This is a genomic window from Pedobacter chitinilyticus (assembly GCF_003313385.1).
Classification (GTDB): Bacteria; Bacteroidota; Bacteroidia; order Sphingobacteriales; family Sphingobacteriaceae; genus Pedobacter; species Pedobacter chitinilyticus.
This window is the reverse complement of record NZ_QMHN01000003.1, coordinates 495,470-509,671: the sequence shown is the minus strand read 5'-3', so window position 1 is coordinate 509,671 and position 14,202 is coordinate 495,470. Positions and strand designations below refer to the sequence as shown.

Genomic DNA, 14,202 nt, shown 5'->3' with positions numbered 1-14,202 from the left:
AATGATTAAGCAGCCACCGTATTTAAAAAAAGGAGATAAAATAGCAATCGTTTGCCCAGCCAAGAAGCTTCCAAAGCCTATTGATAAGGGTATTGAGATTTTGCAAAGCTGGGGACTAGAAGTAGTGCTTGGCAAAACCGTAAGTTCTTCGCACCACCAGTTTTCGGGAACCGATGAATTGAGAGCGCAAGATATTCAGCAGTTTTTAGATGATCCTTCTATCAAGGCCATTATTGCTGGACGCGGGGGCTATGGGACTATCCGCATTATTGATGAATTGGATTTTACCATTTTTAACGAAAGTCCTAAATGGTTAGTGGGTTTCAGCGACATCACTATTTTACTTTCTCATGCGCTAGCAAAGCTGAATACACAAAGTATACACGGGCAGATGCCTTACACTTTTGAAGACAGCACGCCAGAGGCTTTAGAGAGCTTAAGGAAAGCTTTGTTTGGAGAGAATGACACTTACGCTTACCAAAGCGACGTGAAGGGCAGAGATGGGCTAATTGAAGGGGAATTAGTAGGCGGAAATCTAACTTTACTTCTTGCTGTTGAGGGTTCAGTCTCAGAAATGGACTATGAGGATAAGATATTATTTATTGAGGATGTAGGCGAGCACGAATACTCCATAGATAGAATGATGCGAACACTAAAAAGAAAGGGTAAGCTAGCTAAGTTAAAAGGACTTGTTGTAGGTGCTTTTAATGAAATTGGCGAGGAAAGCATTTTCTTTGGCCAAACACCTGAAGAGGTGATCTGGGAACTGGCAAAGGAGTACAATTATCCCATTTGTTTTAACTTCCCTTCGGGCCATATTGCCGACAACCGAGCAATGGTTTTGGGCAAAACTGTATCTTTATCGGTAGAAAATAAAAACATTGAACTAAAGTATTTATAACATGTCCATTTTCGACAACCTAGGGAAATACCGCAACACTGGTTTATTAATTTTAAGAGTTGGCTTAGGTGCCATGATGATGTTTCATGGCCTACCAAAAATTATGGGTGGACCAGATCAATGGGCTGGCATTGGCAGTAGCATGAAAGTGATTGGCATTAATTTTATCCCAGCATTTTGGGGCTTAATGGCGGCAATTTCGGAAGGAATGGGTGGTTTTCTCCTGTTGTTAGGTCTTTTCTACCGTCCTGTAAACATGTTGTTAACCTTTACCATGATCATAGCAGCGCTGGTTCATCTTAACAAAGGTGAAGGCATTATGGGCGCTTCGCATGCCATTGAATTGGGCATTGTATTTTTTAGCTTGATTTTTATTGGCCCTGGGAAGTATAGCGTAGATAAGAAGTAGTAAACCTATTCCAAGAACAAAAAAGGTTGAAGCGTGACGCTTCAACCTTTTTTTTTTGTTTTAACCTGTAATGGTAATGGTATAAAATCGCTTTACAACGGCTCCATTACCAAGTGTAGCAGTAACCGTTAAAACAAGCGTCCCACTTGTTCCCGAAGTTGGAAGTGGAGCATCAGTAGCACCTCTCAAATCTTTTACAAGTTTGCTAAAAGTGTAACTTCCACCGCTTACATTCACTGTTCCTAAATTGTTAGTAACATTTCCTGTTGGCGTTGCAAAAGACAGCGTTTTTACATCTCCCGTGTATGTTATTGCAATACTTACCGTTCCTGTTCCCTTAGTTGTTGGTGTGGCTGTCGCATAAGTAGAGTACGTCCCTAATGTTTTGCTAACATCGCCATCAAATACGATAGTTGCTGGAGTATCAAGTGTCTCAGGTTCCTTTGGATCTTTTTTACATGCAATTAAACCTAAAATTAATGCAAATGATATTATTGTGATTCTTTTCATATCTTTTATTTATTTATCCCAGAACACAGTTTTTGTAAATACCGAAGGTCTGGCGGGGGTGTTCGGATTATAACTTCTCTCATTAAATGAATACGGCAATATACGAGGGATTGCTGTAGCAGGCGACACTGGTGTTAAAACAGGAAAACCAGTTCTTCTCCAATCTGTCCAAGGCTCTATCGCCACACCAAAATTAGCAACGAATTTCTCTTCAATTATTTTCTGTATGGCATTACCTACGGCAATGGTGCCGTTTGTTGAAGCCAGATAAGTGGTTAGGCCAGCATTAACTGCAGCCGCCTCTGTAGCATCTGAAAATTCGGTAGCAGCGCCAAAAGATGCCGTTATACCTGCTTTATAATAAGTATCTGCCGTTAACAAATCAGCCCCTCCATTCGTTCTAGCATAATATTCTGCTAAAATTTGATTTTGCTCAGCAAACGTCAGCATTCTGATCGGCGCCTCTCCACCATAAACGCCTGCACTTAACTTACCTCTTAAGTAAGTACTCATCCTTGAAAAATTAGTACTAATAGTAATGTCGCCTAAGCCGTTGGTTGCGCCAACATACGATCCTGAAAAAAGTGTAAGGAACGAATTTCTTCTGGCGTCACTTTTTGCGTTCATTAAATCAACCAATGTTTTGCTTGGAAAAAACTGGTTTGGCCTCGAGCCTTCAAATTGGTGGATAGGATTGGTTTGATTTGCCGAAGTTAAAAATCTCATTTGGAAATTATCTGCGTTGTTTCTCAACAACTTATTAGTTGCTAAAACTGCGACGATACCGTTTTTTGCCTTTGTAGCATCAGCAGCGGTTCCATTTGCCGAAAAATAGTGGATATATATTCTCAATTTTAGTGCGTTGCCAAATCGCTCCCATTTATCCATATCACCTCCATAAAACAAATCATCAGTAGTTGGTGATAATGCCGATGCTTTTTTGATATCCGCAATTCCTGCGTCAATTAAACCAATTAAAGCATCATAAATACTTGAAGAACTGTCATATTTGGGTTTCAAATTAGCTTCGAAGCCATTGGCCTCCGAGAAAGGCAAATCTCCATATGCATCTACATGGGTTTGATAGACATAGGCTTTTAAAAGCTTTGACACTCCAGAATACCTAGGGCTAGTTGTTTCTGTTTTTTGAATAACTTTTTGTAAATCCGATAAGGTCCCTCCAAAAGTAGCTGCCCAGGTATTATTAATATCACCTTCACCAACGGCATATTTATCATATTGTGTTGGTTGTGCAGACCCTCCTCCTTGTGCTGCAAATTGCTGAGCCCAAAGAGAGGTAAAACGATGAATATCTGAGCCCATTGTAAAACCAATCCTTCCTTGCGCTGCTGGCAGTATTAAACTGGCATCGGGGTCTTTTAGTCGTGTTGGATCATCGTTAATATCCACAAATTTTTTGCATGAGCTTAATCCTATTGTAGCCGTAATCACCCATAGGAAAGTCGTCTTTTTTATATTGATTCTCATAATTTAATTCTCCTATTTCTAAAACGATACTTTTATAAATCCACCATATGACCTGGTTTGGGGTTGTCCATTGTATTCAATACCTTGCCCATTGCTTACACCCAATAAATTATTCTCTGGATCTATGTGAGGGAAATTAGGCGCATACAACAGCAAATTTCTCCCAGTTAACCCAACGCTTATTCCTTTTACAAATTTCAAGCCCTGCAAAACCCTTCCAGGAATACGGTATGACAATGAGGCCTCTCTTAGTCTAATCCACGAGCCATCAAAAACTGCATATTCTTGCGCTGAAGCACTATACAGATCACTATAAAATTGTTCGGCTGTAATTAAGGTGTTATTAGGAGTTCCATCTGCGTAAACAGCATTATGCATATATAACCTTTCTCTGTTACCAGTTTCTGCTACTGTTCCGTATCTCCTTAAATCCGTAATGGTTCTAGAATAGATATCCCCTCCATAGCGAATATCTGCGAACAAGCTTAGGGTTAATGTTTTGTATGAGAAGCTAGTATTAACACCTGCAAGCCACTTTGGATTTGGATCTCCGATAACTTTAAGCTCTGCCGTGTTGATTTGCCCACTACTTAACCTACCATTTGCATCAACAACATCTTTTCCATTTAATTTTTTAAACACTTGCCCAAACAAGGTTCCATATTGGTACCCTGTTACCACACGCCCTTGTGGATTTGTAAATCCTCCATTACCGATAAATGGTACGCCTGGAGCAAGCTCTACAACTTCACTTCTTCCTCTTGAAAAATTCACAGATAAATCCCAAGTAAAGTCTCTCGTTTTAACAGGGATACCGCTTACCATTAACTCTATACCATTCGTTTTTAAAGTTCCTGCATTTAACAAGGTGCTAGTATATCCCGAAGAAGGAGCTGCTGGCACAGAGAAAATAATATCGGTACTCTTTGTACGATAGTAGGCAAAATCCAAAGTCAGTCTATCTTTTAAAAATCTAGCTTCTGCACCAATCTCTTTGGTTGCAGTAAACTCTGGCTTAATATTGATATTACCTGCGGCATCACTAAAAGTTTGTCCATTTACACCGTTGAATGGAAAAATCAGGTTTGGTCCAAATCCATCTGAAGGGCCAGCAGTGCCAAAATAGGTGCCTGTACTATAAACAGGTGCCTCACGACCCACTTTTGCATAGTTTGCTCTGATCTTTAAATAAGAAAGGACATTTCCATTTTTCAATTCAGGGAAAGCCTCTGTAGCGATAAAACTGGCATCTACTTTAGGATAGAAATAATCTCTTTTACCTGGAGCAAATGTGGACGAAACGTCTCTACGGCCTGTGAAAGATAAATAAGCGTATGACTTGTAATCTAAACTTATATCAGCATAAACACCAACCAAGCTTTGTTCAGTTATAGACTGCGCGGGAACATAAGTTAAGGTATTTGAGATATTATAGTTGTGAGCAGCTTGAATGCCATTACCCGTAACTTGAAGTTGATCTACTTTTCTATAGTTAATCTCATTTCCAAGTAGGAATCTAATCCCAAAATCATCTGAAATTTTTCTATTAGCAACTAGATTGAAGTAAGAACTTACCTCACGTCTATTAGTCGTATTGTCTATAATTGATCCTACTCTACTAGCCGATTGGTTGTTGTTGGCGGTTTTTTCATTGATTGTTTTAGATACATTGGTATATTGATCAATACCTATTTTATAATTGGCACTCAACCAATCCAAAATTTTATAATCCAATCCTGCATTACCAATTACACGATCAATCTTTTGCTTAAACAAAACATATTTGATAGACCACAATGGATTATCAGTACCTAAAATGTTATAATAAGTATAGGCTGGGTTATTTACACGACTGGTTGGTATATTATTAAGACCAGCAGGTGTTTCAAATGGGTAGTTTGCGAGGTTATAAGTCCTAGGCAAAGTCATACCGTCAAACAAAGGGTTTGATCTGGCATTACCTACTGGAGTTCCTACAGAACTATTGTTCACATATTGTACCGAAGCCGATATGGTCAACTTTTTATTTAATTCGGTTGTTGCATTAAAAGTGAGGTTATTTTTTGTTAATGTATTATTGGTAATATAACCGTCTTCTTTAAAATTTCCATAGTTTAAATAATAAGTCGTTTTATCGGTACCACCAGAGAAATTAACGTTGTTCTGAAGGCTATATCCCCTCTTGAAAATATCTCTAACGTTATCTTCATATGCAGTTAATGTTTCTTGATTGCCCAGATAATTTGTTACCGTTTGGCCAGTAACTTTGGTGCCCCAAGACATTTGCGAAAAAGAATCGTAAAGACCATTTACCCCTTGAGAGTAGGTGTTTTGATACTCAGGCAGTCTATTGACCTCAAAACTGTTATAATTTGTACTGATTTCGACTTTTCCAGATTGATTTTTCGCTCCCTTTTTAGTGGTTACGATTACCGCACCAGCAACCGCCCTTGAACCATATAATACTGCTGCGGCCGGCCCTTTTAGTATGGTAACAGATTCGATGTCGTCTTGGTTTAAATCAATACCTCTGTTAGAGTTAGTACTTCCAGTATTTACAGCCTGCCCCCCCCCACTATTATCGATAGGGATACCATCTACTACCCAAAGAGGCTGGTTAGACCCCGTAAAGGTGGTGGCTTGGCGAATGTTAATGTTGGAAGAAGAACCAGTAGCACCACCTGATGAAAGGATTTTAACACCTGCAACTTTACCAGCAAGAGAATTTACCACGTTGGTTGATCTACCAGCAGTAAGTTCTTCGCTTTTAATGGTCGTAGTGGCATATCCCAACGACTTGGTTTCTCTCTTTTGGCCTAAAGCAGTAACAATTACTTCTGATAGCGACTTTGAATCTGTTTCTAAAGAAATATTCAATACACTGCTAGCACCCAGCGTGACTACCTGAGGCGCAAAACCAATTGAACTAATCTCAATAGCTGTGGCACTAGGTGGTACAGAAAGGGTGAACTTACCATTGGCTGCAGTTGAAGCTCCAATATTTGTACCCTTTACTTTTACACTTACACCAGGAATTGGAAGCCCGTCTTCTTTAGACGTAACCGTTCCCGTGATTGTTCGATTTTGCGCAATAGCCGAGACAGCCGTAAACAGCAAAATGAACAAACTTTGTACAAGTCTTTTCATAAACTTTTAAGAATTTAGGTTAGTTAATAGTTAATTATATAACAATATAGTTACATAATCATTTTAATGCAAATTTTTTACAACTTTTTTGATACAATTATCCGATCCAATAAGACTGCCAGTGGTTATTATCTAAGTTAAAGCAAAGCGATTAAGAATAGCAGAATGCAACTGCCTAAGAAAATTAGCTAAAAATAATGCCCATAGATACGGACTTACATTGTTAGAAAATTGAAGTCAAGCGATATTTTTTGGCTTTATCCTGTCCATTAATATGTTACGGCAATTATTCTTCTTATAACGCGTGAAGCAAGCATTATAGGATATCTTCATGTAATTAAAATAGATCATCAACTTGATTTTTATCGGACTTAAGATATATACCGCATGTCAAAAGCAGGACCATTTATTTGCAAAAAAAAGAGCCTGTATCATAAATGATGATACAGGCTCTTTTTTTTAATTATGATAATTTACATACTTATAGCGTATTGTAATGGTTAATTAACTTAACCACATCGTCTTCCCGTTTTAAGTTGAGCTTATTGGCCTTAATATAAGAATCCAACTCGGACCCCTTATTTCCCAAGATTGTTAATAGGGTTTTATCACCTAGCTTAATAACCTCAGGAGCCTTGCCTGGGAGGCTTATAAAATACTTAATTTCTGAAGTTACATTTTTAACAACCTTACCTGAATATTCCGTGCTGACAGAAATCACTTTTACATTTCTTTTAAGAAACTTCACTTTTTCCCCAGCTAAAACTTCAAAAAAAGTAAAATTATCATTTTCTAATCCTTTATGAAATCCCGATGCGAAAACCCTCTCCTTGTTCTTGTCTGCTATTGTGAAGCTATTGATAACTGTTTTAAATGTTCTTGCTACCCCATCGTCACCCTTAATTAACAATCTATTCTCTATTTCATCAAATTTTAACAATTGATCCTTTAATACAGCCGTTCCAGAAGTAACTGAACCCTTTGACCAATCTTTAAGAAGGAAAGGATTTCCATTTACACCATCGTATAAAGCTGCTTCATAATCGTGATGGTGAGTATCCAATACCTGAATCCAGTCGGTATTAAAGGTTACCTGGGCATTAACGGTTAAATTTGCAACTAGCAAAAACTTTAGTAATAAAGCTAGTTTTGTCATTTTTCTCATATCGTAAGATATTAAGTGCGAATAATTCAGAAATTAAAAGTAATGGTTTAAACTATAGTTAAAAAGAGCGAGAACTTCTAAAAGTCATCCTCGCTCCTTCTTACCTCTATAAGTTTACCATCCTGGATTTGGAACCAAGTTGGTGTTCAATTGAAGATCATTTGTAGGAATACCCCAAGTGAATTTATTATCATTTGCCTGAATTACAAGTCCTGTAAAGCCAGTCCCTGTGTTAACAAATGCTGTATTTTGAGGAGTTCCTCTTGTAAAACCTAAGCCCCAACGTTTCAAGTCCCATAAACGGAAACCATCGAAGTTCATTTCACGAGTACGTTCATCTCTCACAGCCTGAGTTAAAGCTGCACCAACTGGAGCAATCGTAGTAAGTCCACGAGCAACGCGTAAAGCATTTAAAGCAGTTAACGCATTTGCAGCAGTACTTCCACCTCTCTCTGCGGCTTCCGCGGCAATAGTATAAATCTCTCCAATACGGAAAACTTTAGGAGAGTGCATGTAGTTAGTAAATGTTCCTGTAAACAATGATGGAACGCCAGGAAATTTGTTAACCAACCATACATTATTATATCTAACACCTTGAATGAAGATCGGCAATTGTGCGAAGTAGATATTTCTTCTAAAGTCAGTGGCCTCATACGAGTCAACTACACTTTGCGTTGGAATAAAATCTGGCACATACCATTGATTTTGACCAGAATAACCTAGATAAATTGCGTTGGTATTTACAGTTTCCGCTGTTGTGGCGTTGATACGGAAGATATCTTCACTTCTAGCAGTTTCTGTATGCCAGTAATTTTTCAAAGTTGCTTCTGTAGTATACAACGGATATCTACCAGAAGAAATCAATGTATTAGCCGCAGCATAAGCACCAGGCCAATCTTGAATTGCTAACCTTACCCTAGCTTCAAGTGCTAGAAGTGCATCTGGAGTAAATTTTGCAGAAACTGCAGTAGCAGAACTAGAAGCGGAACGGTTAGCTCTTTTATTGTTTGCTTTTGCGTAAGTTATATCGGCTAAAATTTGATCATAAACTGCCTTTGAATTTGCTCTGCTAGGTAGTGCTTTTACGTCATATTTAATCAATAAAGGCACACCTAAATCTGTTGCCGCGGTCGCTGGGTTATAAGCCTTAGCGTACCTAGTCATTAATTCGTGATAATAATAAGCTCTCACTGCACGTGCATCAGACTTGGCGTTTGTTAACGTGTCTTGTTGTGCCGCCGTTGCAGGAACTGCAATTTTATCCAAACCTTCAATAACAAAGTTTGCGTTAGCAATTGCACTATAGAAACCTTGGTAAGGTCCCGCTACGTCATTTGCTTGCAAGAAGTTACCCCAACGGTGTGCTGCGCCACCTCTGTTGCCAAAATCTAGTGAAGCATTAAGTTGATCAACTGCGGTTTCTTGCAAAGTATTATAAGATCCATACAGTCTTCCTCTTAACTGAGTGTATAAACCATTATCCCAATACCTAGCATCTAACCAGGTTTGAAAGCCTGTCTCTGGACTTACCGAATTGTACGGAGCCAGGTCAAGCTTTTTACATGATGTAATAGCAGCTAAAGTTAGTACCGTCCCTACTATTCCTAATATTATTTTTTTCATACTGTTATTTCTTTTAAGAATTTATACCATTAAAATCTCAATTGTAACCCCATACCAAATTGTCTTGTATTAGGGTTTGTACCTAAAGCAAGATTTGAGTCTACCTCTGGATCTGGTCCTGTATAGTCCGTTACTGTCAATATGTTACGTCCAACTAAGAATATTCTAGCACCTTTTACAACTTTAACAGATTTTAAGATTGACTCAGGAAGATTCCATCCAATTTGTACCGCTTTTAACCTTAAGAATGAAGCATTTTCAATCAAACGGCTATCAAATTGCGTAAATTGGTTTGATAATGATGGGAATCTCGCGTCAGTATTTTGAGGAGTCCAGTAATCTAAAACAGTTGGAGATTGGTTAAATCCAGGGAACTGAGTTGGGTTCTCGAAGAAATATCTATCATTATTGATCAAATATTTACCTAGAGAGAAACTGAAATCTACGTCCATGTAAAGGCCTTTATAACCAGACCTGAAACCAAAACCACCATTCAACCAAGGATATCTTTCGATACCAGTGTTTTGCTCAAGTGCGGTTGAGAAATTGCTAGTAATCGCTGAAGGATCTTTTCTAGGATTAGCAATAGCTTCTCCAGAATTTGGCAAATACCATTGAGGAGCACCATTTGCAGCATTTACGCCTGCCCAAATTGGATAGCTGAATGATACTGGTTGACCAACAGCCCAAAGTACTCCTGTGTTAGGAATAATATAAGTTTGTTTGCCTTGGAATAATTCTGTGATTTTATTTTTATTGAAGTTGGCGTTAAAATAAGGTGTAACGAATGCTTTAGCTGTATTATTTTTATAAGCATCAACATCTAACGTTACATCAAATCCGCTGTTTTGGATTGTTCCAATGTTATATCTAATATTAGCCCATCCAGTAGTAAAAGGTTGAGGCACGTTGATTAACTGGTCAGTAGTCTTACGGAAATAATACTCAACGGTTAAACGAACACGATTAAAAAATCCAGTAGTTAAACCAACGGTTGTTTTGGTTTGTTTTTCCCAGCCCAACTCTGCGTTTCCAGCTTGGTTAATTGCTAGTGCTGGGTTGTTAGTATAGTTGGTTGTAGCAGCAGCTGTTTGCAAATGTTCATAGTTTCCGATGGCAGAGTTACCACTTGTACCGTGGCTGGCTCTTAAGCTCATCTCATCTAGCCAAGACACATCTTTTAGAAAAGACTCTTCTTTCATTCTCCACATACCACCGATAGACCAGAATGTAGCCGATTGTCTTTCAGAACCAAAACGAGATGATTTATCTTCCCTTATTGAACCATCTAAATAATATCTGTTTTTGAAGTTATACTCCAAACGTCCAAAGAAAGAGTTAAATGCGTATTCTGATTTACCAGAAGAAACTCTTCTATTAGTTGCGTTACCATTCTGTAACAACCACATTTCATTAAATGGAGAAGCCGCAGTACCAGCTGAAAAAGAATTATTGGTGCCATCAACATACTCATGACCAGCTAATGCTGTAAAGTTGTTTTGACCAAAATTAAATTTGTACTCTGCTGTGTTAGTCCAAGTCTTAATAATGTTTCTGCTATAGCTTTCATCTAAACTACCGTTACCTGGGCTACCTGCATAAACTGGGCGAGTTCCCCAAGTGTTTCTTTCAATCGTACCATCCATACCTCCTTGTGTTTTCAAAGTCAAACCAGCTATTGGAGTTAATGTTAAATAAGCAGATGGGTTAAATTGTAACCTGTTGTAGTCATCAGGCATCATGTCTGCCAAATAATTTGGAGCATATCTTCCCAATCCAGCAATAGTTTCTCCATAATACTCAGAACCATCAGCTTTGTAAGGAGAGAACCAAGGTTGAGCCAATAAAGCTAAACCACCATTGGTACTGTTCGACCCCCAACCGTTAAGTTGTCTATTATCTGTACCTCCAGATAAGATAAGTCCTGCTTTTAAGTAGCTGCTTATTTCTGTATTCACGTTTGCGCGAATGGTGTAACGATCATAAGCAGAACGATAACGAATACCTTCAGCGTTTAAATAAGACCCTGAAATGTAATAAGTAGTTTTATTAGCGCCACCTGAGATATTGAAATCAGTTTGATAGGTAGGAGCACCATTTTTATGGTAATAATCGTACCACTTGAAATCATTTGGATACTGAGCCAATAAAGCATCAGTTGCAGCTTGAGTTCTTAAGCCTTGTTTAACCTGAAATGCAGAAAGCTCCGCTGTGTTCATCACATTTTTGAAGAACTTATCATAAGCAATACTAGATTCACTGTATTGTTGTTGTATAGACATGGTAGGTTGTCCCACACGACCCTTTTTAGTAGTAATGTAAATTACACCGTTTGCGGCACGAGCTCCGTAAATTGAAGTTGCAGAAGCATCTTTTAACACAGAGATTGATTCGAAGTCATTTGGGTTTAAACTCACAATAACGTTTGGATCAACTTGCGCACCATCTAACAATACCAAAGGAGTGTTACTTGCACCTAGCGATCCAACACCGTGTAAACGCAGTGAAGATGCTACTGAAGGCTCACCGCTTGAGCTGAATAATTGTAAACCAGCAACTTGTCCTTGCAAAGCATCAAATGCATTCGCAGTAGGTTTGCTGTCAACAACTCTTGAGCTTACTGTTGCTACCGAACCAACAATGGTACCTACTGGTCTGCCCGTACCATAACCAGTTACAACAACTTCCGTAAGGGCCTTTGCATCTGTTTCTAAAGAAACATTGACTGTAGTTCCCGAACCGATGTTAATTGTTTGTGATAGAAATCCCAAAGAAGAGAACTCTAAAGCTGTTGCAGAAGCTGGCACTGATAAAGAAAATCTACCGTTTGCACCTGTAGAGGCCCCAATATTAGCACCTTTTACTTTTACACTCACTCCTGGCAGAGGAAGTCCGTCCTCTTTGGACGTAACCGTACCAGTAATTGTTCTATTTTGCGCCATTGCCGAAGAGGCAACAAAAAGCAAAATGAACAAACTTTGTAGAAGTTTTTTCATAAACTTTTTAAAAATTTAGGTTAGTTAATAATTAATTAAGAGCTAAATATAGAGACATAAAACATGGCACACAAATTTTATTTAACATTTTTTAACAAACTTTTTAAAAAAAGCTGTGAAACTTGTTAAAAATGTAACATTCTAGAGCAGAGAATTGTACCCGCTAGGTAACTTTTAAGGAATATTTATCATTTTTCCTTATGTCTATTCCCGATCATAAACAACAAGTACTTTTATTTCCCTATCAATAAAGCGATTAACAAAAACAAGAATAAATTTCTCTTCTTTAAAAAGATGAGTTGTGTAGAGTACTCTTTAAACGACGTTTTGGTTTTAAAAAAACATTTTAATTTTTGTAATCCATCGTCCAGTAGAGATAATAACTGAAGCATAAATAAAAAAGGGAGCTAATAGCTCCCTTTTTTATCGTTTTCAATTATGTTATCTCCAAAGTGGATTCTGAACAATGTTTGTATTAGCTTTCGTAACATCATCAGGGTAAGGGAAGCTCCATTCCCTAGCCGAGGTAGGTAAATTACAATTACTTGCTGGCGAAATGGTGGTTATGCCGCAAGTTAATGGGCTTCTGGTGATTACTCGGGTAGTTCTTTTTAAATCAAAGAAACGGTGTCCTTCTCCTACCAACTCTCGTCTTCTTTCATTTGCGATGGCGGTAATTAAAGTTGCTCCAGTTAATGATTCGTTAACATAGCCCGTAATTCTCGCGGCCCTCAAAGTATTTAAATCGGCCATGGCCAATGCATCTTGTGCAGGACTCGATTTTGCGTAAGCCTCAGCTCTGATTAAATAAAGCTCACCCGTTTTCATGGCAATAAAGTTCGCATTTGCATTGGAAGTAGTTGTTTTTCCTTTGTATTTCGTCAATGCCATTGAAGTTGGATTTTGAGCATTTGCCTGGGCGGTAAAATAAGCAGCATACCTTACATCATTATTTCTTATTAAACCAGTTGTTCCAGTAGTATTTACTACTTCTGTTGCGACCCTGTAATACGCATTAGCTTGGCTTGCAAAATAAACCAAATTAGTTGGGCCACCCTGACCTGGGTCAAATTGGACATTCCAAATGATTTCGCCTGCATTGGTTTCATTATACATACCGCTAAACGCAGATTGACTTGTTGCTAAAGGTGGCGCTAGCGCTAAACCTTTTGTTGCTGCTGTAATTGCGGCAGGATATAGACCCGCATACAAGTTAACCCTTGCAGTCAATAAATGTACTGCAGCCAAGCTTAATTTTGGACGAGTTAATGCGCTAGTTGGATTGATTACCGCATCGATATCGCCTAAAAGTGTTTCAGCTTGTGCTAGATCAGCAAATAAATTATCATAGAACTCCTTATTGTTCATTCTGGCAGGCTTTTCTTCCGAAGACACGACAAATTTCTTACTGTAATATACAGCAAGCGTAGTGGTACTGTTTCGATCGTAGTTATCGGCAAAATATCTGAATAAGTCGAAATGCGCCAAGGCCCTCAAAGCTAACGCCTGACCTTTAATGCGATTTGCACGCTTCACATTCGCTGTAGTGGTAAATTTATCTATATCTCTTAACACAATGTTAGCCGTAGAGATTGGTTTGTACATTTGTGTGTAAATTAACATGATTTGCTCGGTGTTCTTTTGATATGCCCAATCCGACATAAATTTAGAATTGGCCAAAGACTGCCTTGATTCATACAAATCGTCTCCTAAAATATCTGGCATAAGTGCCGCCCCACCTCCAGTACCACTTGCCGAACCATAATAGTTTGCGGCCCTCAAATTAGCATAAGCGCCGTTTAATACTTGCTCAACCTGATCAATAGACGAAGGATTGGTTAATGCATCGAGCGTAAATTCGGGAGTAAGGTTGATATAATCATCTTGCTTACACCCTGATATTGCTATTGTACTCAGCAACACAACTGCTGAAACACGTTTAAATATGTAGTTTCTCATAACT

General features: G+C 38.4%; 9 protein-coding genes. 2 read left to right on the top strand and 7 right to left on the bottom strand.

The genetic code is table 11. The annotated features are described in order from the left end of the window. Position 1 precedes the first annotated feature (1 nt). Both DUT70_RS12410 and DUT70_RS12405 read left to right on the top strand, forming a co-directional pair. A complete protein-coding gene (locus tag DUT70_RS12410) occupies positions 2-901 on the top strand; it encodes a S66 peptidase family protein (RefSeq protein WP_113647650.1) in 900 nt (299 codons plus the stop codon). A 1-nt stretch (position 902) separates the two neighbouring features. After that, complete coding sequence (locus DUT70_RS12405) at positions 903-1,310, top strand: DoxX family protein (protein WP_113647649.1); 408 nt, start codon at positions 903-905, stop codon at positions 1,308-1,310. A gap of 60 nt (positions 1,311-1,370) precedes the next feature. Here DUT70_RS12405 and DUT70_RS12400 read toward each other — a convergent pair whose 3' ends face one another. The 7 genes from DUT70_RS12400 to DUT70_RS12370 all read right to left on the bottom strand — a co-directional run bounded on the left by DUT70_RS12400 (position 1,371) and on the right by DUT70_RS12370 (position 14,198). Continuing rightward, positions 1,371-1,820, bottom strand: coding sequence for a hypothetical protein (locus tag DUT70_RS12400; RefSeq protein WP_113647648.1), 450 nt, complete (start codon positions 1,818-1,820; stop codon positions 1,371-1,373). 9 nt (positions 1,821-1,829) lie between these two features. Continuing rightward, positions 1,830-3,308, bottom strand: a complete 1,479-nt coding sequence (locus DUT70_RS12395) for a SusD/RagB family nutrient-binding outer membrane lipoprotein (RefSeq protein WP_113647647.1) — start codon at positions 3,306-3,308, stop codon at positions 1,830-1,832. A gap of 18 nt (positions 3,309-3,326) precedes the next feature. Next, positions 3,327-6,455 carry a SusC/RagA family TonB-linked outer membrane protein gene (locus tag DUT70_RS12390; protein ID WP_113647646.1) on the bottom strand — a complete coding sequence of 1,043 codons (3,129 nt, stop codon included), beginning with the start codon at positions 6,453-6,455 and terminating at the stop codon, positions 3,327-3,329. Between the two features lie 481 nt (positions 6,456-6,936). Next, positions 6,937-7,620: a hypothetical protein gene (locus DUT70_RS12385; protein ID WP_128353359.1), complete on the bottom strand. Its 684-nt coding sequence runs from the start codon at positions 7,618-7,620 to the stop codon at positions 6,937-6,939. A gap of 114 nt (positions 7,621-7,734) precedes the next feature. Further along, positions 7,735-9,243, bottom strand: coding sequence for a RagB/SusD family nutrient uptake outer membrane protein (locus tag DUT70_RS12380; protein ID WP_113647644.1), 1,509 nt, complete (start codon positions 9,241-9,243; stop codon positions 7,735-7,737). Between the two features lie 29 nt (positions 9,244-9,272). Further along, positions 9,273-12,239 (bottom strand): SusC/RagA family TonB-linked outer membrane protein, encoded by a 2,967-nt coding sequence (locus DUT70_RS12375; RefSeq protein ID WP_113647643.1) that lies wholly within the window; start codon positions 12,237-12,239, stop codon positions 9,273-9,275. 441 nt (positions 12,240-12,680) lie between these two features. Beyond that, positions 12,681-14,198 (bottom strand): RagB/SusD family nutrient uptake outer membrane protein, encoded by a 1,518-nt coding sequence (locus DUT70_RS12370; RefSeq protein WP_113647642.1) that lies wholly within the window; start codon positions 14,196-14,198, stop codon positions 12,681-12,683. Positions 14,199-14,202 lie beyond the last annotated feature (4 nt).

Coding starts and splice junctions, on each gene's coding strand:
- DUT70_RS12375 (WP_113647643.1), bottom strand. CDS start 12,239: ATGAAAAAACTTCTACAAAGTTTGTTCATTTTGCTTTTTGTTGCCTCT.
- DUT70_RS12405 (WP_113647649.1), top strand. CDS start 903: ATGTCCATTTTCGACAACCTAGGGAAATACCGCAACACTGGTTTATTA.
- DUT70_RS12395 (WP_113647647.1), bottom strand. CDS start 3,308: ATGAGAATCAATATAAAAAAGACGACTTTCCTATGGGTGATTACGGCT.
- DUT70_RS12410 (WP_113647650.1), top strand. CDS start 2: ATGATTAAGCAGCCACCGTATTTAAAAAAAGGAGATAAAATAGCAATC.
- DUT70_RS12390 (WP_113647646.1), bottom strand. CDS start 6,455: ATGAAAAGACTTGTACAAAGTTTGTTCATTTTGCTGTTTACGGCTGTC.
- DUT70_RS12380 (WP_113647644.1), bottom strand. CDS start 9,243: ATGAAAAAAATAATATTAGGAATAGTAGGGACGGTACTAACTTTAGCT.
- DUT70_RS12370 (WP_113647642.1), bottom strand. CDS start 14,198: ATGAGAAACTACATATTTAAACGTGTTTCAGCAGTTGTGTTGCTGAGT.
- DUT70_RS12400 (WP_113647648.1), bottom strand. CDS start 1,820: ATGAAAAGAATCACAATAATATCATTTGCATTAATTTTAGGTTTAATT.
- DUT70_RS12385 (WP_128353359.1), bottom strand. CDS start 7,620: ATGAGAAAAATGACAAAACTAGCTTTATTACTAAAGTTTTTGCTAGTT.